The organism is Hyphomonas sediminis, assembly GCF_019679475.1.
Taxonomy (GTDB): domain Bacteria; phylum Pseudomonadota; class Alphaproteobacteria; order Caulobacterales; family Hyphomonadaceae; genus Hyphomonas; species Hyphomonas sediminis.
Window position 1 is genome coordinate 3,046,001 of record NZ_JAIEZP010000001.1, and the last position, 18,857, is coordinate 3,064,857.

At 59.3% G+C, this 18,857-nt stretch carries 16 protein-coding genes and 1 pseudogene; 3 read left to right on the top strand and 14 right to left on the bottom strand.

From position 1 onward, the window contains the following. Window positions 1–704: 704 nt before the first annotated feature. Window positions 705–1,259, top strand: a complete 555-nt coding sequence (locus K1X12_RS14760; RefSeq protein ID WP_220988328.1) for a hypothetical protein — start codon at window positions 705–707, stop codon at window positions 1,257–1,259. 173 nt (window positions 1,260–1,432) lie between these two features. Here K1X12_RS14760 and K1X12_RS14765 read toward each other — a convergent pair whose 3' ends face one another. The 8 genes and pseudogenes from K1X12_RS14765 to K1X12_RS14795 all read right to left on the bottom strand — a co-directional run bounded on the left by K1X12_RS14765 (window position 1,433) and on the right by K1X12_RS14795 (window position 11,479). Then, window positions 1,433–1,999 (bottom strand): hypothetical protein, encoded by a 567-nt coding sequence (locus K1X12_RS14765; RefSeq protein WP_220988329.1) that lies wholly within the window; start codon window positions 1,997–1,999, stop codon window positions 1,433–1,435. A gap of 10 nt (window positions 2,000–2,009) precedes the next feature. Then, entirely contained in the window at window positions 2,010–2,474 is a 465-nt protein-coding gene (locus tag K1X12_RS14770) for a hypothetical protein (protein ID WP_220988330.1), read from the bottom strand. Between the two features lie 68 nt (window positions 2,475–2,542). Beyond that, window positions 2,543–3,046 (bottom strand): hypothetical protein, encoded by a 504-nt coding sequence (locus tag K1X12_RS14775; RefSeq protein ID WP_220988331.1) that lies wholly within the window; start codon window positions 3,044–3,046, stop codon window positions 2,543–2,545. Between the two features lie 28 nt (window positions 3,047–3,074). Then, entirely contained in the window at window positions 3,075–3,422 is a 348-nt protein-coding gene (locus K1X12_RS14780; protein WP_220988332.1) for a hypothetical protein, read from the bottom strand. A 225-nt stretch (window positions 3,423–3,647) separates the two neighbouring features. Continuing rightward, window positions 3,648–8,897: an autotransporter domain-containing protein gene (locus tag K1X12_RS14785; RefSeq protein WP_220988333.1), complete on the bottom strand. Its 5,250-nt coding sequence runs from the start codon at window positions 8,895–8,897 to the stop codon at window positions 3,648–3,650. Between the two features lie 565 nt (window positions 8,898–9,462). After that, window positions 9,463–9,573: pseudogene (locus tag K1X12_RS17290) on the bottom strand (IS6 family transposase); the annotation flags it as partial. 151 nt (window positions 9,574–9,724) lie between these two features. Continuing rightward, window positions 9,725–10,453 (bottom strand): DUF418 domain-containing protein, encoded by a 729-nt coding sequence (locus K1X12_RS14790; protein ID WP_220988335.1) that lies wholly within the window; start codon window positions 10,451–10,453, stop codon window positions 9,725–9,727. 492 nt (window positions 10,454–10,945) lie between these two features. After that, window positions 10,946–11,479, bottom strand: a complete 534-nt coding sequence (locus K1X12_RS14795) for an RrF2 family transcriptional regulator (protein ID WP_220988336.1) — start codon at window positions 11,477–11,479, stop codon at window positions 10,946–10,948. Window positions 11,480–11,534: 55 nt separating this feature from the next. Between K1X12_RS14795 and K1X12_RS14800 the strand changes: the two genes are divergently transcribed. Further along, entirely contained in the window at window positions 11,535–11,975 is a 441-nt protein-coding gene (locus K1X12_RS14800) for a carboxymuconolactone decarboxylase family protein (RefSeq protein ID WP_220988337.1), read from the top strand. A 372-nt stretch (window positions 11,976–12,347) separates the two neighbouring features. Then, window positions 12,348–12,854 carry a bifunctional adenosylcobinamide kinase/adenosylcobinamide-phosphate guanylyltransferase gene (gene cobU / locus K1X12_RS14805; protein WP_220988339.1) on the top strand — a complete coding sequence of 169 codons (507 nt, stop codon included), beginning with the start codon at window positions 12,348–12,350 and terminating at the stop codon, window positions 12,852–12,854. Here the strand turns inward: cobU and cobD are convergent. From cobD to K1X12_RS14835, 6 genes are read right to left on the bottom strand one after another with little or no spacing between them, the layout of a single operon-like run. After that, the gene (gene cobD / locus K1X12_RS14810; RefSeq protein WP_220988340.1) at window positions 12,844–13,836 is read right to left on the bottom strand and encodes a threonine-phosphate decarboxylase CobD; all 993 of its coding nucleotides are present in this window, start codon (window positions 13,834–13,836) and stop codon (window positions 12,844–12,846) included. The genes cobU and cobD overlap by 11 nt on opposite strands. Beyond that, entirely contained in the window at window positions 13,833–14,783 is a 951-nt protein-coding gene (gene cbiB / locus K1X12_RS14815) for an adenosylcobinamide-phosphate synthase CbiB (protein WP_220988342.1), read from the bottom strand. Before cbiB ends, cobD begins: the two co-directional genes overlap by 4 nt. Then, on the bottom strand, window positions 14,780–16,267 hold the full coding sequence (locus K1X12_RS14820; protein ID WP_220988343.1) for a cobyric acid synthase: 1,488 nt from the start codon (window positions 16,265–16,267) through the stop codon (window positions 14,780–14,782). The genes cbiB and K1X12_RS14820 overlap by 4 nt, the downstream gene beginning before the upstream one ends. Next, the gene (locus tag K1X12_RS14825) at window positions 16,264–17,025 is read right to left on the bottom strand and encodes an ABC transporter ATP-binding protein (protein WP_220988344.1); all 762 of its coding nucleotides are present in this window, start codon (window positions 17,023–17,025) and stop codon (window positions 16,264–16,266) included. The genes K1X12_RS14820 and K1X12_RS14825 overlap by 4 nt, the downstream gene beginning before the upstream one ends. Further along, window positions 17,018–18,007 (bottom strand): FecCD family ABC transporter permease, encoded by a 990-nt coding sequence (locus K1X12_RS14830; protein ID WP_220988345.1) that lies wholly within the window; start codon window positions 18,005–18,007, stop codon window positions 17,018–17,020. The genes K1X12_RS14825 and K1X12_RS14830 overlap by 8 nt, the downstream gene beginning before the upstream one ends. After that, on the bottom strand, window positions 18,004–18,849 hold the full coding sequence (locus K1X12_RS14835) for an ABC transporter substrate-binding protein (RefSeq protein ID WP_220988347.1): 846 nt from the start codon (window positions 18,847–18,849) through the stop codon (window positions 18,004–18,006). Before K1X12_RS14835 ends, K1X12_RS14830 begins: the two co-directional genes overlap by 4 nt. Window positions 18,850–18,857: the final 8 nt, after the last annotated feature.

Consider the following 18,857-nt stretch of genomic DNA (forward strand, 5'->3'; position numbering starts at 1 on the left):
GCGCAAAAGGCCAGCGAGGATTTCAGCCTTTTCGCGGGCCGTGCCTGCGCCTGCGCGCAAGGCGGCACGCTCGCCCCAACGCACTGTCGATCCGAGCGAAAATCGGTTCCCAAGCCCAGGCACCAGACGGACTTCATCTCGCACAAAACGGTGGATCTCAACGACATCGCCCTCCTCAACCAGCGCTGCAGCCCTCCCCAGCGTATGATCGGGACTGGTCCGCAGCCAGGTTCGCATTTCCCGCCAGACGGCATAGGGGCCTGTCTCATCGCCAGTATCCGCAAGGAGCTTTTCAGGGTCGCCCCCCGGTCCCCGGCGACAGGTGCTCAGACCCAGCAGGCCGCCACCAAGGAACACGGCCCCAAGGCCGGCAACCCCGGCGGTTTTCAGCAGTCTGCGCCGGGAAACATTGAAGTTGCTCATGAAAACCACCCCCTCTTACGACTTCCACGTAAAAGGCCGCCCCGATCCGCCAAACGAAGGTTGGCGGGAAACACGCAGGAATTGCGTTGAAGTGCATAGTGATCCGCGTATTCAGTAAGAGGCCCGTCTTTGCCCGACACCCCGAACGGTCCCGCCAGCGACGTATGCATCAGTGCACATTCACGTCATCACCCGCACCGGGACACCACCTTGATCCCTCTACGGAGCATTATTCCTCATGGGTCCACCAGGGCCCCATTTGTCAGAACAGGATCTGTTTCATGAAAGTCTTTGCCTCGAGCATCGCCACCCTCACCCTATCACTCCTGCTCGCTGGGTGCGGCGGAGAAGATACGGAGAAAGGCGACGCGCCTATAACTACCCGACAGGCGACGCCTTCGAATGGCGAGGTCACCGTTTTAGAACGGGGAGATTGTGATCTCTTTACCCAGGAGGAACTTTCGGAGGCGTTTGGCGAAAAGCTGACCTTTGGCAAACTGGTCGGCTATCGTGGTCGCGGCAGCAGCTGTACCGTCAGCGTGCAAGGCTATGAAGGCGAGTTCATCCTGCAGGCCGAAAGCAGGGAGGCGTTTGAAAACCGCCGGGAAACTTACTTTGAATATGAGCGTCAGGGATCGGCAACAATGGAACCTGTCGATGTCGGCGCTGAAGCCTATCTGCTCAACAACGCGCAGGTCATTGCGATCGACGCAGAGGGCCGCGCAATAAACACTGCACTGCAGCTGTTTGTGTTCGGCGAAGAGCTTCCTCTGAGCAAAGAAGAATCTGGAGCGGGTGTTCAAGCCATCGCCCGAAAGGCACTTGATCGCCTCTGATGCTGTGGCTGAGCCAGAGGCGAGCGCGGCGTATTTTTTCTATTGTGGGTGCGGTTGGGCATTGGGGCGGTATACAATGCCGATCCATCACCCTCCCTTAGTCCCCAAGGCTCCGCCTAGTGTAAGAACATTCTCTTCATTGACAATTTAGAAGAAATCCCAAATCGGGCAGATCAGCGGGATTCTAGGCGGCGCACGACACGCTCTGCCAGCAGCTTGATACCTGCAGCGCTCTGATCCGGTGCGATCAGGCGTTCCTCCTCCACCAGCTTCTGCGACAACCCGATCGATATGGACCGACCGTCCTCGAGCAGGGCAATTGCGTAGACACCGTTATAGATCTGCGCTTCTGCGCCTGCATCAAACGCCTCCTGCATTCCACCCGCCTGGCGCGACTGCGATTCCTTGCGGGTCCGGAAGGCCTCCGCGTCCCCGACCGTCAGGTTAAGACGATTGTTGTTGCCTTCCTCGATCATGACGAGACAACCGGCAACTTCGCTTCCCATTGCGGCAGCAGTGGTGCTCTGGACCGTCAGGGCGCCGCTGAAGGCGTCATCGATATCCGAGCGGTTTAACAAGCCGCCGCACTCAGCCGCCGCGGTGTCTGAGATATCGTTTCCTGAACCTTCAGGTGCGGAACTGCCGGAGCAGCCCACAACAAAGGGCAGCGCGAAGCCCGCCAGCAAGAGTAGTCCCGCAATGGGAGAGCGGTCCGATGCTTCTTTCAAACGCAGCATCATATCCTCCGTATCAGTTTCCAATGGTTCCGGCATGGCGCCTTAGGTCAGGGACCGAACTGCCGGGGCAGAGCTTCGGCATCGCCGCTTCGATGATCAGCCCCTGCTCCAGAAACCCCACCGCACCATTTTCAAAAAAGTAGTTGGACGACGCCTCTGTTCCGATCGCGGACAGCGCTTCCTCCAACGCCACTGGCAGCGCTCCGTCCGGCGCAATATCCCGCGCTTCCTTGGCATAAACTGCCGTACCTGTGGTCGGTCGGCGGCCGCCTGTGCCCCGCGCCACTTGGTCGAGGCCGCGTTCGATATCCTCCAGCAAGGTCTCCAGAACTGCGCAGGTCGCGGAGCTCAACGCCTCGCCAGGCTCGTCGCCGCTTTGCCCAGCCTGGCCACACGCGACGAGCACCTGCACGCAAAGCGCCAGCGACACCGCCCCCAGATACCGCGCCGCGGAAGACCCGGTTGAACCGTCCGTCATTCGCAAATTCCCCATCGGGCGCGCAAGCAGGCTCACTGCCCGACTATCCGTTAGAAATAGCCACCTCATCAGTATACCGCCTCGTCAATACCGAGTTCCGCTGCCCGCGCATTGGAGGCAAACCTCGCGACAAGACATTGGCCTTCCACGCATGGTCCGATTGCGAGCGTGCGGGCTGCCAGTTCCGGATCGCACTCAATGATGCTGTCATTGACCATGCCACTGAATGTCACCGTCCCATCATCGTTCGAAGAGTATCTGTCCGGTGCCCCCAGAGGCGGGATCGGTAACGGATAGTCGACGACATCCCCTGACCACCGGGTATTTATCCGAATTTGGCGTGCGTGCGGCTCGACATCCTCGGGATAAGTTATTCCAAAACCGACTAGGCAGTAACCATCCCGCTCAAGCACCAGCGGCACAAAAACTACTTCTCGCTCTGCTTGCGACATGACATCGACGGCGCCGGTTTTCATGTCCGTCATCTGACAGGCCGATAACATGAAGATGCCCATGCTCAAAACAATGGTTGAACTTGACTTCATTCCCTCCACCCTTCTTTCCAGTATCATTCAAACCCGCCCCACCGGCGATGCAGTATCATTGTTGCGGCGCAGGCTTCTGATACATGTCACCGGGAGGCTTTTTGGAATCAGGTTTGGTTCCATCGGATATATTGCCAGGCAGCGGCTCAGGATCGACGGCCCGGGGGTCATACATGTCACCGGGTAGTGTTTTTGCGTCGAGGGGCTTTTTTCCGCGGCGAAGTTCATCAGTGAGCGAGTTTTCATTGACTGTTTCATCCCGGGTTTTCGGGACAGTCTTGCCAGATGAATATTCCCGTTCTGCGATTGTCGTCGGCGCCGTTGCTTTCTGCTCAACTGCCCCTTCCGCAACAATAGCTGTCAGGCAAACGAGGCCAAGATTGGTCATGGTGAACTTAAACACACCGCCTCCTTCCGAAGAGAAAGCACCAGCTGCAAAGCGGCGCCGCTAAGGGAAGCTCGGAAACATCTTTTGGCCCGATCTTCCCTTCTGGTATCTTCAACGCAAAACTTCATCGTTTTCCGCCAGATTGATTCCAGATGTTCGCTGGCTCACCGCCGTCAACGCACCTGTGCCCCAGGAACACCAAACCAACTACTCTTCCCACGAACTACTATCCGAGCCCCCTCAGAACCGGATCGATATTGCGGCCCTTGCATTATGGTCCTGATATTCGTCAGAGACCTCCGCGTCGTAGCCGATCGACACGGAAACACGCTCGGAAACGACAATTCTGCCCCCAATACCAATTGCGAGGACGTCTTCAGCCAGCGGCGCGCCGGATGCGGAGAAGAATTCGCTACCAGAGCTCAGAGCATGAACGGACGCCGGAATCGCATCCCAGGCTCGTCGCCAAGCGAGCCTACCAGTTAGCTCAATCGGGGCCGCCTTCAGGTCCAGCGCGGAGCGGGCGCTTACGCCAGCGGTTGAGAAGGCCAGTTCAAAATCCTGACTTTCGACCTGAAGCGCCCCCGCGCCACCAGCTTCAACAAAACTATCTGAAGAGTATCCGACGACGGCGACTTCTACAAATGGCGAGAGTTCTAGCGGACCCATATTGATCGTATAGGAAGCCCCGCCATAGATTTGGTTCGTGCGCGCCGAATAATCGCTCTCCAACTGATCCGCAAACGCGCCGATCTCGATCATCCTCCTGGAATCAACTTCGTGCCAGCTGGCGTCTGCGCCTGCATATAGATCGGCGCCCCACCAACTTGCGGTACTGTAAACACCCAGATGAACACTGTCGGTCGACGCGTTCGAGCTTCTCGCAGGAACTTTTGTATCCGAGACTGTGTAGCCACCGAAAGCGCCAATGCGCAGATGGTCACCCACACCAGCATCTGCTCCCAAAAGGATTCCCTGCCGCATGTTCTTTACGGACGCTGAGCTTCCCTGCCCGTCCCAACGCTGCGTTCCACCGATCGCCTGGAGCCAGGCTCCTGCGTCCTGACTGGCCAACGCAACGGGCGTCCGTTTGTACACGGCATCGCGGCGCAGCCGGCTCTGTGTGACCAACGAGCTCGTAAGCGATCCATATATTTCGCCGGTTAGATCATCGAGGGCGCGGCGGGCTACATCTTCATTCGTCTGGACGATGAGCGCATTGACGATGGCATTGCCGCCATCTAGCGCTTCGAGTGCCGACGCGACCGCCGCCTGATTTTTCGTCTGCGCGATATCCGAAAACATGACCACCTGCCGGGATGTAATGTACACCGCCGACGGATCATATCCGAGTTCAAAATCAAGGAAGACAAAATTGTCTGTCACACCGCTGAAAGCACCCGTTACGCCGCCACCAGCCGTTAGGATTGTATAGGTGCCGGGACGATAAGTATGCCCGGTATCAGTTCCATTTTCCGGAATGACATGCACAGTACCGCCATTCAGAATCGCACTGCCTGCAACATTGATCACGTCATTGTTGATGCCTGGCACGTAGCCCCCATCATTGAGCTCAACCTCAAAGACTGAACCGGTCTCAAACGTTACGCTTGCCGCGCTGCTCTGGCCAATAGAGTTGCCCGGTGCGAATGTGCTGCCGTTCCCCGCCGTGACATTGCCGAAGGTTCCCGTTCCCTTCAAGGTCCCGCCGGACAAGCTGATATCTCCGCCAAGGCTACCATTGACCACGAGCACACCGGCGACAACATCGGTCTGCCCAATAAAATGTGACGAATCCTGCGTCAGCGTGACGGTGCCCATCCCGTCCTTCAAAAGGCTCCCGCTTCCGCCAATAACTCCGTCGAAACTGCCGTTGTCGTCCTGATCGAACAGGAGTGCTCCGTTTCCGGATATTGAAATGCCGCCCTGCAGGCTATCGGTCGTCCCCGACAATGTCCCCGCGATGACTTGCGTTCCGCCATCATAGGTGTTGGTGCCCACCAGCTGGACCAGACCTTCCCCTTCCTTGCGAAGACGTCCGCCTCCACTGATGTCGCCGAAATAGGTGCCGTTGCTGTCCTGATCGAAGATCACGATGATATCCGAGGAAAATTCCATGTCGATATCACCCCGAATGCTGTTCGTATCACCGCGAAGACTGCCATCATAGATGATGGTGCCGCCGGTATAGCTGTTGCTGCCTGTCAGATGCAGTTCGCCAGTGCCGACCTTGTGCAGCGTTCCGAAGCCCAGAATATCGCCAGCGAAGGTGCCATTCCCGTTCTGGCTGAAGGCCAGCGCGGTACCCTCCAGCATGGTAATCATGCTGCCCGTCAGACTCTGCGTGTTGCCGTGCAGCGCACCTTCGCGGATATCGGTCCGCCCGGCAAAACTGTTCACGCCCGTCAGGCGCAGAATGCCGTTTCCTTCCTTGACGAACAGCCCGCCGCCATTCCCGGACAGACGCCCTCCATAGGTCGCGTCATTATCTTCCGTGATCGTCAGTGTGCCATTGGCAGCGATATCGCCGCCAAGCGTGTTCGCCGTACCTTTCAGATGTCCGGGAGAACTGATAACAAAGCTGCGCGGGCTGATCACCGTTTCTGTCACCAGCGTGCCGTTGAGGACGGTGACATCGACATCGCCTGTAAAGAAGCTGTTGTCCCCTGCCATGGCAACGGTTCCGAGGCCGGTTTTCACCAGGACAGCTCGGTTGCCTGCCAGTATGCCCGCGAATCTTCCGTCGGCCTCCTGGTCAAACACCAGCATCGTGCCATCCATCATCACGATCTCGCCCTGAAGGCTGTCGGTCGTGCCCGACAGCGTGCCCTCGGTCAGCTCGGTGCCGCCAGTGTGGCTGGCAACCCCGTCAAGATGCACGAGGCCGGAACCATGTTTCTCCAGCCTGCCTTGTCCCGTGATGTTGCCGGAAAAGACGCCATCGGCATCCTGATCGAAAATCATCTTGCCATGAGTGCCAATCTCGATTTCACCCTGAAGGCTGACCGTATGGCCTATCAAGGCGCCATCCTGAATGAAGGTGCCGCCGGTATAGCTGTTGGCACCTGCGAAGGTGGTCTCGCCAGCGCCGGTCTTCGTGACGGCGCCGGTGCCGATCATGTTACCCATATATACCGAAGCGGTATCCTCGCTGAATTCGACGATGCTCTGGTTGACGATATCGCCTGGCAGGCTATTGCCGTTGCCCACAAGTATGCCGGACTCGACCCTGGTTCCGCCGCGATAGCTGTTCTCGCCGGTAAGGACGAGCGTGCCCAGATCAGCCTTGATAAGCATGCCCCAGCCAGTCAGATCACTGTCGATCTGCGCCGTATAATCGGTGCCTGCCGCCGTGCCGTCACCGACCCGGATCGTAACCGCGCCATCCAGCGCGATTGCATCGCCTGCGATGGTATAGTCCGGGACGGCGAACTGCATCCCGCTCGTCGTGATCGGGCCTTCGCTGCCATCCACGGTCACGGTGTAGCCGGGCATTCCGGCGAAGATCAGCATTGCGTCAGAGTCATACACGCCTGACTGCGAGCCATCTGCATTGGTCCAGTTGGTTCCGGTGGCGGACCACGTGCCCGCTCCGCCCGCGATGCTGCCGTTCGGGGTCATCTGCGTCCCGTTCCAGAACTGAAATGCGCCCGGATCGCCACCCGGATCGTTGCTTTCCCCGACAAGCAGGTTGATTTCCCCGGCAATAGCCGTCTGGACGGTTAGGTTGGTGTCATCATAGCCTGTGGGCAGACGACTGCCGATGGTCAGCCCGTTATCGGTCAGCGCGCCGCCATAATTGATCAGGCGATACAGCCCTTCGCCAAAGCCGCCGACATCGGTGACTTCCAGCGTGCCGTCGAGGACAAGATCGCCCCCTACCACCAGAAGATCGCTGTCCACGCCCGGCGCGCCGGACGGGGCGCCGAGATCATAGCGAAGCGTCGCCCCGCTTCCCAGCGCAAGGTTGCCGTCGATCGTCAGCGTGCCTTGCTCGATACCGGGCCGCAGCAGCCCGCTCGTGACGATCAGATCGCCGGTCAGCCTGCCGGTTCCGCCCAGCCCCGCAAGATCGGGACCAAGGCTGTCCAGCGAAACGGAGCCGCCCAGCACCCCCGTCAGCCAGACCGTGCCACCCGATATTTCCGTCGCGCCCGAAAATCCCGAACTGTCGCCGGTCAATACGGTGCTGCCAGCGCGGTGGAACAGGCTGCCTTGTCCCTCGGCCACACTGCGAAGCGACGTATCGAACAGATGCCCGGTGCTGTTGTGATTGAAGACCAGCGTGCCGTCGCCCTGCCCGAACAGGATTTCGCCCGCAGTTACTGTACCGGGCGCTGCGGGCGCGGCATCGCCGCCAACATAAACCGTGCCGGTGCTTGGCGTGCCGAATTCGCGTTGTTCGGCAATATGAAGGGTTCCGTCGACAGACACGTGCCCACCGTCGTTTACCGTCAGTGATCCTTCACTCTGTGCACCGACGAACAGATCGCCCGTAATGTTCAACTGCGAATCCGTGCCCTGCACAAGCACCGTGCCGCTTCCGCCGCTGCTGCGCCCGAGAATGACCGTCGTGGCGCTCACCGTGCCGCTATCGCTGATATCCAATGATCCGGAATTGGCCTCGCCGATGAACAGAGTCCCGTTGATGCCCCAGCTTGAACCCACCCCACTGACTGATGCGGTGCCAGTGCCCCGGCGCCCGACAAAGCTGGTGAAACTGTCCACCACCCCGCCATCGCTGATGATGAGGGAGCCCGTGCCCGTCAGCGAGGAATTACCTCCCCCGATGAAGAACTCACCTGACCTGAGATAAGAGTTCGCACCGGTCACTGTGACAGTGCCGTTGCCGCCCGCTGCCCTGCCGACATGAACAGCGGACATATTGAGAACCGAGCCGCCATTCTCCACCGTCAGGGAACCAGTGCCGGCATTTCCGACATAGATTTCGGGAAATGTCGTCGCCTGGGTACGTATCCCGGTCCAGGTCGATCCGGGTCCGCCGACCGTCACATGCCCTTCGCTCCCCGCAGCCCAACCGATCCATGTCGTATCGTTTTCGAAGGACGCGCCGTCATCTATGACAAGGGTCCCTTCGCCAGACCTGCCGACATAGTTGTACCACCCGGTCGCGGTAAGGCTCGAGCCGCTGCCGCTGACAGCGACAAAGCCACTCGATCCGGCCTGGTCGCCAAGCGTCAGGGCGCCACCGCCTACTCGGTATACCCCGCCGTTGCGGATCGTCAGTTCGCCGCCCCCCGTCGAACCGACTGTCGCGGATATGGAAGACGCCACCCGGCCCATTCCCCAGGGATCGTCAAAATACTCGATTATCGGCGCATTCACGCCGGTAACATCAATGACCACCTCATCCGTCTGCCCATCGCCCACCGGCGCGTCATTCTCGGACCAGTTTCCATCGTTGTACCAGTCCTGATCAACCGTTCCGAGCCATGTGTTCTCCTGCGCTCCGGCGACGGAGGATTGCATTGCCGCCACAAACACGACATAAGCCACTCCCCTCATAAGTCGCGCACGAACGGGCTGTCGGCGCCGCACCACATGCCCCGCAGTTCTTTTTTGCCGATCACACATCATTACAAATCCCTATACTGATTATTACACTTAACCGCTTACGCCTGGCGGGACGTGCAGTGCGCTCATGGAGCAAGGCATCTGCTCGCCCAGACGTCAGCTTTCTGAGAGAAGGCGCACCGCTGATGATTTAGCCGGCTCGACGCGGGATCGGTGATGACCCGCCACAGCGTTCAGTGCCCATCACTTCGCGTGGACTGGTTGCTTTTTCCGCCATCGATGTTCCGGGTTGAGTCGGGAGAAAAAATGGAAAGCCCGGTCAGGGCGGAAGCGAGTTTGGTCATGCTGGCGTCCCGATTTTCAGACTGCGCCACACAGCGCACGTTTCTTCCAGGATAGCGGTCGACCGACCTTCGCCAACAAACCGCTCCTGCCTGCTTCCACGTAAATCGCCACCAAGTTCCGCCAGTTTTTTTGGGTTACAGATGAAGGCCGAGCACAGCGGTGGCTTCAACGCACACAGCGCGGCGTTGCGCAGCGAATTGAACCTGGCCCTACTTTCGATATTTCTCTGGCGATGGAAATGGTTGTGCACAGATGAATGGACTGAGGCGAACTTCTGAAGACTTCGCCCAAATACCGCCGCCATAGCGGACATTGCGCGAAGAAAGTTCCAAAGTGATCCACCTATTGCGAGAGCATCTGGTCGCAAATGTCTATCCCTCAATCATGCAGCAGGCCTTCGACAGTCCGTGAGGATCGCGGAAATCAAACGCACATCATCACGCCAAGCTAGATGATCTCAGACAAGGTCTTGAAGTTGTGAAATGGGTTCTGGCATCATTTCCGGATGCGAAGCTCCAGGATGCATCGTCACAAAGTCGGGTAGTCTGACGATCCCCGCACATGGGAACTGTCGCAAAAGCCACGGCCAGCGAGACCGGCAGCAACACCATCTGTCCGAGGCTGCCGAACAGACCCAGCCCGTAACCACCAAGGATCAGACCCGCCAGCACTCCCTGCAACACATAGCAGCTCAGCGAATCGCGCCCTGCCAGCACCGCCCAATCGGGCAGCCGGATGGCCTCGGAGGCATGCAGGATAATTCCCAGATATGCCGCCGAGAGGATGGGACCACCCAGGGCCAGACAGCAAAAGCCCAGCAGTTCGAAGACAGGATCAACCTCGCCCACCAGACCGCCCAGCACGTAGGCGCCGTTCACCAGCAGGCCCAGTCCCAACAACATCGGCACCTTGCGTTTAAGTTTTGCCGCACCCGGATTACCTGCCTCAAAGAACTCTGACCGTGCCTCCGCCATACCCACCAGAAAGGCCGCCAGAGCCAGGTGCCCCTGAAACAGCAGCAGAAAGACGAAGGTTCCGGGCCAGTCGCGCCAGCGGACCTGAACGGCCTCGGCAAAGTTGCCGCCAAGGGTCGGCCCGGCAGAGGGCAAAGTAAGCTCCGAAAGCATGATGGCCAGCAGCGCCAGACACAGTATCGCAACCAGCACCAACCCCGCCGCGATGAACTGGCCAGTATCCTGATCGACGGTGCCTCACAATCACATTGGACGTTACACGCGCCGCGGGCTACGGCGCTGCGGCTGGAAGCCATACGCGATGGATTAGCTGGGCTTCTGCTCGTCGAGGATGCCGACCTCGACACAAGCGCGACCGAGGCGCATCTACGCGACTTTTTCAAACGCGAAACAAAGCAAGATCGACAATTCCGTTCCGCGCCATCCCCAGCCGCGCAGTCGTCGGCGACACACAGGCCATTGGATGCGACTATCGGAGGTGAATGGCGGATAGGAAGCGGCCGAAACCGAGAACTGCGTCTACGCTATAGCCCTCCAAATCTGAGGCATGAGCTGATTGCTGGAATGGGATGTTTTTCTGCCTGCCCGCTATTGGATGGATTGAAACAGATCGCCCACCGTTTCCTAAGCTATGGGTAGTTGCTCCTTCGAACCATTTGGTTGTGAGGGGCCCATAATTCCCATTCAACGCTGCTCCGCAGCGACGAAACGGGCCATCGCAGCTTTGTTGTGCGGGTCGATCAACCGCTCTCCATCTGCAACGAGATCCAAGAGTGTCTGGCTTTGCAAGGCGCTGCGCCAAGCCTGTTCGGCGGCGAGCATACGGGTTTTGATGAAGCAGTCCGCCTTGTAGACGCAAGGATCTTGAGCCTTACCGGGCCCTCGCCGGCGGATCTCACGGCACACGAAGGCTGGCTCGCTCCCGTCGATCGCTTCAACGATGTCGAGCAGCGTGATCTGGCTGGGCTCACGCGAGAGTCTATAGCCTCCTCGAGGTCCCGGCACGGCGTCGATGACGGAAGCGGCCGCCAGACCTCGCAAGTGCTTTAGAAGGTAAGACTCCGAGACCCCATGCAGCGCAGCAAGGCTCTTGCCGGCAAGAACTCTTCCCCGAGGCAGACCGGCCAATACCAGCGCACAATGTAGCGCCGCTTCCACCCCGTCGCTCATCCTGCGCATCAACACCTCCTGTTTGCCGTTCGGGCTTGCATCGCTCAATCATGGATATATTTTATCTATAATTTGATACCACCCAGCCTCCACGGAGAAGATGATGTCAGCCAGGATGAACATCGCCAACCTAGCCCCTGACCTCTACAAGGCGGTCCGCGCTTTGGATGCAGCAGTGACGAAAGCGGGGCTCGACGACCGTTTGTTGCACCTCGTGAAGCTTCGTGCTTCGCAAATCAACGGCTGTGCCTACTGTGTCGACCTTCATGTGAAGGAAGCGCTCGCTGACGGGATCGACGCCCAGACACTGCACCTTGTCGCAGTCTGGCGGGAGTCACCACTCTTCGATGCGCGTGACAGAGCAGCGCTCGAATGGACGGAAAGCGTGACGCTGGCGGCGGAGACGGGCATTCCCCACGCGACATACGATGTCGTTCGATCGGTGTTTGCGGACAGCGACATCGCCAAGCTGACGATCGCTATCGGGACGATCAACATCTGGAACCGCATTGCCGTGAGTTCGAGGATGCAGCATCCTGTCTAGGCGATCATGTGCGATCCTTTCGAATGCTTGCTTCAAGGAAGCATTCGAAGGGTACGGAGCAATTATAGTGGAGCGGTTGCAGCCATTGCCAACCTTCAAGATATATCGTGCTATTGCCTAGAAACGCAGCTCTCAGTTTGGATTGGTGCCGATACTGTGATGGGCGGGAACATCGCGCCGGATAAGGCAATCGGTAGTAGCTGGCGGCGCTGTCAGGCGAATACGAAAACGCGACCTGCCCCCAGCCCCGCTCTCGATTCCCAGATGACGATAAGAGCAAACGCGCACAGAGCTTTTACACGCATTCCCTCTATGTCAGATAATTGGAAAACCAATATAGACTGAGGCGCCTAAGCGAGATAGTTCAGCGCCATGCCAACCACTTTGCTCCTAGGAGGCGCCAGATCCGGTAAGAGTCGCAGAGCTCAGGACTTGGCTGAGCAGGCCTCCCCCCACCGTGTCTTTATCGCGACCGCCGAGCCCTTGGACGAAGAGATGGAAAGCAGGATTGCCCGGCATCAGGCAGATCGTGTTTCAGGATGGCGTACTCTAGAAACCCCGCTTGACCTGGTTTCGGCGCTCGGCGAAGCGGAGGAAAATGAAGCCGTCGTTGTCGATTGTCTGACGCTGTGGCTCTCAAACCTGATGCACCATGGCCGGAATGTGGACGCCGAAATTGAGAAGCTCTGCGTCACACTCTTTGACACGAGCAAGACGGTGCTTCTCGTTTCGAACGAAATTGGCTTGGGGCTTGTGCCAGAAACAAAACTCGGTCGGTCCTTCAGGGACGCACAAGGCCGTCTCAATCAACGCGTTGCCTCGGCTTGCGGCGTGGTCGAATTCGTTGCAGCCGGCCTGCCGCTGCGCCTCAAGTCTTGAGGGCCGCCAGCAAGCGGTCTTCAGCCACTTCGTTCCCAGGCAGGCCGATCCGTACGAGCTTGTCGCTCCATGAAAACCGGCGCACATAGATCCCTCTTTGAGCAAGAGTTTTCCAAAGGGTGTGGGCATCGTCTGTCGCAACGATCCGAAAAAGATCCGTACCCCCACAGACATTCAGGCCGGATAGTTGGAGCAGGCGGTCAAGGCGCTCTCGCGCGTCTCTAAGCCGTTGGCGAGTTTCCGCCTGCCAGGCAAAGTCACGGCAGGCACGCGCGCCTATGGCCAAGGCCGGGCCGGATACCGGCCAGGCCCCAAGCAGGTTTTGCATGTCGACACGAACGGCCTCCGGGGCAATAAACGCCCCGAGCCGGAGGCCGGCAAGGCCGAAGAACTTCCCGAAAGAGCGCAGGACGATCAGTCCGCCCATGCCGCCATATGGCGTCATGCTGCACTCCGCATCGAGATCGGCATAGGCTTCGTCGACGATCAACCAGCCACCACGGCGCGAAAGACTCGTGGCCACCTGCAACAAGATCTCTGGTGCGAAAAGCCGTCCATCTGGATTATTTGGATTGCAAATGACGACAGATTCGAACTGATCGGCCATACGCAAAGGGTCTGTGGTTTCGACGACCTCGCTGCCTGCCCGCCGCCAGGCATCGACATGGTCGCCATATGTCGGAGACAGAATGGCAACTTTCTTTGGCCGGATTAGCATCGGCAACAGACGGATCAGAAACTCGCTTCCTGGGGCCATAACCAGACTTTCTGCAGGTGCCCGTATACTCTCCGCCATAGCCATTCGGCATGCATCATAAGCCTTTTGGGTAGGCAGGTGATGAAATACCTTAACCGGAATATCTTCAACCGGATAAGCCCATGGGTTGATCCCGGTAGAGAGGTCAATCCAGGGCTGGGGCGCGAAGGGAAATGCCAAGCGCATCCGGTCCAGCGCGCCGCCATGAACAAGATCCGCTTTCATCTGACCGCCTCCAACAAGACAAGACCGGTCAGCGCGAGCCACGCTATCGCCAGCGCCAATGTATAAAGGCGCAACGCACTTCGAATATCTGAGGCATCGGCGTCTCGCGCTTCAGGATTGAGCCATGGTTCTTCGCTGCGCCGGTCGCCGTAGATCCGCGGACCGGAGAGGCGGATCCCGAGCGCGCCAGCCATCGCCGCTTCGGGCCAGCCGGCGTTCGGCGAGCGATGTCCTCGCGCGTCTCGCAACATTATGCGGAAAGCTGAAAGCCGCGCAGAAGCGATTGCAATGAACAGGCCCGTCAATCGCGCAGGGACAAGGTTGGCCACATCATCAAGACGCGCCGCAAAGCCGCCAAATGCTTCATAACGTTCATTGCGATGCCCGATGATCGAATCCAGCGTATTTATGGTTTTGTAGGCGACGAGGCCGGGCAAGCCGAAAAATGCCCCCCAAAAAAGCGGCGCGATGACCCCATCTGACGCGTTTTCAGAAAGGCTTTCGATTGACGCTCGGGCGATGCCGGCCTCATCCAACCGGTCGGGATCGCGGCCGACGATCAGCGATACCGCCGTGCGGGCTGCAGACTGGTCGCCAACCGAAAGAGGCGCGGCAACCGCAGCTACATGCTGGTAGAGACTGCGCGATGCAAGAAGACTGGACGCGATAGCCGCCTGGACCACATAGCCTGTCCATCCGTCAGGAAGACTACGAACCAAAAGCAGCGCTAACCCAGTGGCGAGCATCACTGTAAGCGAGCTAGCCAACGTACCGAACATGTAACGGCCCCAGGACGGAAAAGCCCGCCTGTTGAGTCTCTGCTCCAACCAGGCGATCAATACTCCCAGCCAGACCACAGGGTGGCGCACGCGTCGATATAGCCAGTCCGGCCAGCCGAACACTGCCTCAACCGCCCAGGAGGCCAGCATGAGGAGAGCCGGCGTCATCGCGCCGCCGGTTGCCAACCCGGGTGCCTTGCTGTCGACAGGAGCGATTCGATATCGACACTGCCTTCAACGCCGTCAGCAAGTTGGTCGAGCGCGTTTTCAACTGACGCATCATAGGAGAATCCGGCATCGGGCGCTCCCCCCGCGCGCTCTAGCCAGCCACGGCGAAACGCATCACTTGAGAAAGCACCGTGCAGATAGGTGCCCTCAATACGACCACTTGCCGAGCGCGCGCCATCAAAAGTGCCAGCCAGGTCAAACATGGGCCGTTCTGTATCCCGCCCGGTGGTCCGCCCGGTGTGTATCTCGTAGCCGGCCACCGGAGACAGGCTTTGGGAACACTGGCCCGAAACCGGCGCCACCTGTTTGTGGCACGTCATCAGCGTCTCCACTTCCAGCAAACCCAAACCGTGTGCCTCTCCAGGACAGCCATCAACCCCGTCAGGATCGGAAATCCGCCTACCGAGCATCTGATAGCCGCCACACACACCGAGGACCCGTCCCCCGGCGCGGGCATGGGCAATGAGATCGTGATCCCAGCCCTGCTGGCGCAGGAAAGCGAGATCGCCAAGCGTGGACTTGGTGCCAAACAGGATGATCACATCCGCCGCGCGGGGGATCGGCTGCCCAGGCGCCACCCATTTGAAATCTACCCCTGGCTCCTGTTTCAGAGGATCGGCATCGTCGAAATTCGCCATGCGCGACAGCATGGGCGCAACCACCAGCAGGTTCCCACCTTTCCCTGCACTCGACCGCTGTAAAACGACAGCATCTTCCGCAGGAAGATAGGCCGTCGCAGGGAGCCAGGGGACAACGCCGAAACATGGCCAACCGGTCTTCTCTTCTATGGCACGCATTCCATCTGCAAAAAGCGCCGGATCACCACGGAACTTGTTCACGAGAAACCCTGTGATCATTGCGGCATCGTCTTCGTCCAGCACGGCTTTGGCGCCCACCAGACTTGCAATCACCCCGCCCTTGTCGATGTCTCCGATCAGGCAGACAGGAACGCCGGCGCGCCGCGCAAACCCCATATTGGCGATGTCGCGGGCACGCAGGTTGATTTCCGAAGGACTGCCCGCCCCCTCGACGAGGACAAGATCATGCGCAGCCGTCAGGCGATTGAAACTCTCCATGACCCTTTCCAGCAGATCGCCGCGATGTGCCATATAGTGGGCGGCATCCATGGCCCCGACCGTTTTTCCATGCACGATCAGCTGCGCCCGCCGGTCCGTTTCCGGTTTCAGGAGGACTGGATTGAAATCCGTATCTGGCGCCAGTCCGCATGCCAGAGCTTGGAGCGCCTGCGCGCGGCCGATTTCTCCGCCAGAGGCGCAAGCAGCCGCATTGTTGGACATGTTCTGCGGCTTGAAAGGGGCAACGCTCAATCCCCGGCGTTTTGCAATCCGGCAAATCGCTGCAGTAAGAATGGACTTGCCTACATCAGAGCCAGTGCCCTGAAGCATCAACGTCTTTGCAGTCATGTCGCCCCTTCGATCTCCACAGATCGCCCATCCACACGCGCGCGGACCCCGTAGATGTCCGCCAGACGCCCCTCCGTAAGCGTATCTTCTGGCGAACCGTCTGCAATGACGTGGCCGTCCTTCATCCAGACCATTCGCGTTGCATATCTTGCCGCCAGGGCTATATCGTGAAGGACAACCAGCGCGCCGCCTCCCTCGTCGACGAAGTGCCGGATCATATCCATGACGCGGAACTGATGGCGTGGGTCCAATGCGGCCACAGGCTCATCCGCAACCAGAAGCGGGGCGTCTGCCGCGAACGCCCGGGCACAATGAACCCGCGCAAGCTCGCCGCCCGAGAGCGTGTCGGTATGGCGATCCGCAAGCCCGGTCAGGTCGCAGAGCCTGATCGCGCGCTCGACCGCAACAGAATCCATTTGGCTGAGGCGTCCCGGAGCAGCGCCATAAGCAAATCGGCCAAGAGCGACGACATCGCGAACGGTGTTCGGCCACGCAAGCGGGCGCTGTTGTGGAAGAAAAGCAACGCGGCGAGCGCGCTCCATAGGCGACAGCTTTTCGCTATCGTCGCCATTCAACAGCGCTTCGCCGGAGGCGCGACTTTCAAGTCCGAGCGCAGAACGAAGCAGGCTGGTCTTGCCCGCCCCATTTGGACCCAGCAGCGCCACCAGTTCACCCTGCGCCAATCTGAGGCTCGCCTTGCAAACAATCTTTGCCTTACCGGCCCGCACCGAGAGGTTCCGGATCTCCAAATCAGCCATTCAGGGCACGCCTTCTCATCGCAATCCAGACAAAGGCAGGCGCACCGACCAGCGCAGCGACGACGCCGAGCTTGAGTTCGTTGGAAGTGGGCAGCAGGCGCACGCCAATATCCGCCAGAACGAGGAAAAGGCCCGCCAGGAGCGCCGATGGAATGAGCGACCGGGCAGGATCATGTTTTACCAGTGGCCGAATTATGTGCGGGGCGACAATTCCGGCAAATCCGATTGCCCCGGCCAGCGCCACGGACCCGCCTGTGGCCAGCCCCGCCCCCAGAACCGTCAGTATGCGCTGGTTTCGCAGATTGAGCCCGACACCGGTTGCTGCTTCCTCGCCTAGGGTCAGAGCGGACAGTCCGCGCCGCGACATAAGCAGGATACCGCCGCCTGCGAGGATGAACGGGGCCACGAGGCCGACCTCCTGAAAGCTGCGATTGGCAACCGAGCCAAGCATCCAGTTGATCATGTCGGACAATGAGAACGGATTGGGAGCGAGGTTCATCAGCAGCGTCATTGCCGCGCCGGAAAAGCTGGAAAGCCCGACACCAATCAGAATGAGGGTCACGACAGATCGCGTCCGGATGGCGGCAAGCGCTATCAAGACAGTTGCAGCAAGCGCGCCAGCAATCGCAGAGACCGGAAGAACCCACGGCGAAAGCGCCGCAAAGCCATAGTAAAGCGAAAACGTTGCAAACAGGGAGGCCGAGGCCGAGACCCCCAGAACACCTGGTTCAGCAAGCGGATTGCGCAGCAGGCCCTGCAAGGCGGCGCCGCTGATGCCAAGCGCTGCGCCGGTGATGAACGCCGCAATTGCCCGCGGCAGACGGATCTGCCAGACGACCAGCCGGTCACCAACATCCGCGCCACCAAAGAAAGCGGCGATGACCCTGTCGGCGGGCAAAGGTGTCGAGCCAAGCAGGCAGGCCATAAAAACGGCGAACACGGAGGCAGTTATCAGGACGGGCAGCAACAGGCGGTCAATCATTTCCCGCCTCCTCGGGCCAGCGCCTCGATGGCATCGAGAATGAACCAGCCGCCACAGGCGGTCCATGCCCCCTTCAGCGGCACCACTGTGTGATCATTCATCTGGCGCTCTGCGACCGGATGTTTCATCGGGCTCCAGGAATCCGGATGATTGGTTAGCTGGTCGAAGAAAGCAGCTGCGATGACATCCGGCTGTTCATAAGCAAGACGTTCGAGAGGGATCGAGCGCCAGCCCGGTTTCTGTTCGAAGTTCTCGAAACCCGCCTCCCGAAGCATTTCATGCACCATGGAACCGGGGCCGGTCGTGATGCCGGCCGGCGTCATGTAGAGGGCAATTTCACCATCCGTGCGCCTACGAAGTGTTTGCAGGCGCGTCCGGAAATCGGCGACAAGATCCCGCCCCCGCTCGCCCTGGCCAAGGCCATCTGCCATATGCTGGATCAGGCTTGGAATGGAGCCGACCTCTTCACTGTCAACATTTGAAGTCCAGCCAACCGTAAGCACCGGCACGCCCGCACGCTTAAAAAATGCTTCAGCGTTTGGTCCGCCCCCATACGCGCGGACGACAAGGTCCGGCTTGAGAAGGAGCACATCCTCGGCCACTGGCCGAACCGTCGGAACGCCAGCCGCCGCATCGCGCATATAGGAAAATTCTTTCACGCCGTCTGGGGAGATGGCCAGGATCTGTTCTGCGTCGGCAAGCTTCAGAACATACTGATCGGCGCAATAATCGAGACTGACGATCCGCATCGGGCGTTCGCTTTCATCTGCCTGCTGCGCGGGAGGAACGCCGCAGGCAGAAAGGCCAAACGCCAGAAGTGAAAGGATCGCCAGTCTCGACATCTGCTGCT

Excerpts from the sequence above, each read along its gene's own strand:
- K1X12_RS14760 (WP_220988328.1), top strand. The coding sequence starts at position 705 with ATGAAAGTCTTTGCCTCGAGCATCGCCACCCTCACCCTATCACTCCTG.
- K1X12_RS14765 (WP_220988329.1), bottom strand. The coding sequence starts at position 1,999 with ATGATGCTGCGTTTGAAAGAAGCATCGGACCGCTCTCCCATTGCGGGA.
- K1X12_RS14770 (WP_220988330.1), bottom strand. The coding sequence starts at position 2,474 with ATGACGGACGGTTCAACCGGGTCTTCCGCGGCGCGGTATCTGGGGGCG.
- K1X12_RS14775 (WP_220988331.1), bottom strand. The coding sequence starts at position 3,046 with ATGATACTGGAAAGAAGGGTGGAGGGAATGAAGTCAAGTTCAACCATT.
- K1X12_RS14785 (WP_220988333.1), bottom strand. The coding sequence starts at position 8,897 with ATGCAATCCTCCGTCGCCGGAGCGCAGGAGAACACATGGCTCGGAACG.
- K1X12_RS14800 (WP_220988337.1), top strand. The coding sequence starts at position 11,535 with ATGTCAGCCAGGATGAACATCGCCAACCTAGCCCCTGACCTCTACAAG.
- cobU (WP_220988339.1), top strand. The coding sequence starts at position 12,348 with ATGCCAACCACTTTGCTCCTAGGAGGCGCCAGATCCGGTAAGAGTCGC.
- cobD (WP_220988340.1), bottom strand. The coding sequence starts at position 13,836 with ATGAAAGCGGATCTTGTTCATGGCGGCGCGCTGGACCGGATGCGCTTG.
- cbiB (WP_220988342.1), bottom strand. The coding sequence starts at position 14,783 with ATGACGCCGGCTCTCCTCATGCTGGCCTCCTGGGCGGTTGAGGCAGTG.
- K1X12_RS14820 (WP_220988343.1), bottom strand. The coding sequence starts at position 16,267 with ATGACTGCAAAGACGTTGATGCTTCAGGGCACTGGCTCTGATGTAGGC.
- K1X12_RS14825 (WP_220988344.1), bottom strand. The coding sequence starts at position 17,025 with ATGGCTGATTTGGAGATCCGGAACCTCTCGGTGCGGGCCGGTAAGGCA.
- K1X12_RS14830 (WP_220988345.1), bottom strand. The coding sequence starts at position 18,007 with ATGATTGACCGCCTGTTGCTGCCCGTCCTGATAACTGCCTCCGTGTTC.
- K1X12_RS14835 (WP_220988347.1), bottom strand. The coding sequence starts at position 18,849 with ATGTCGAGACTGGCGATCCTTTCACTTCTGGCGTTTGGCCTTTCTGCC.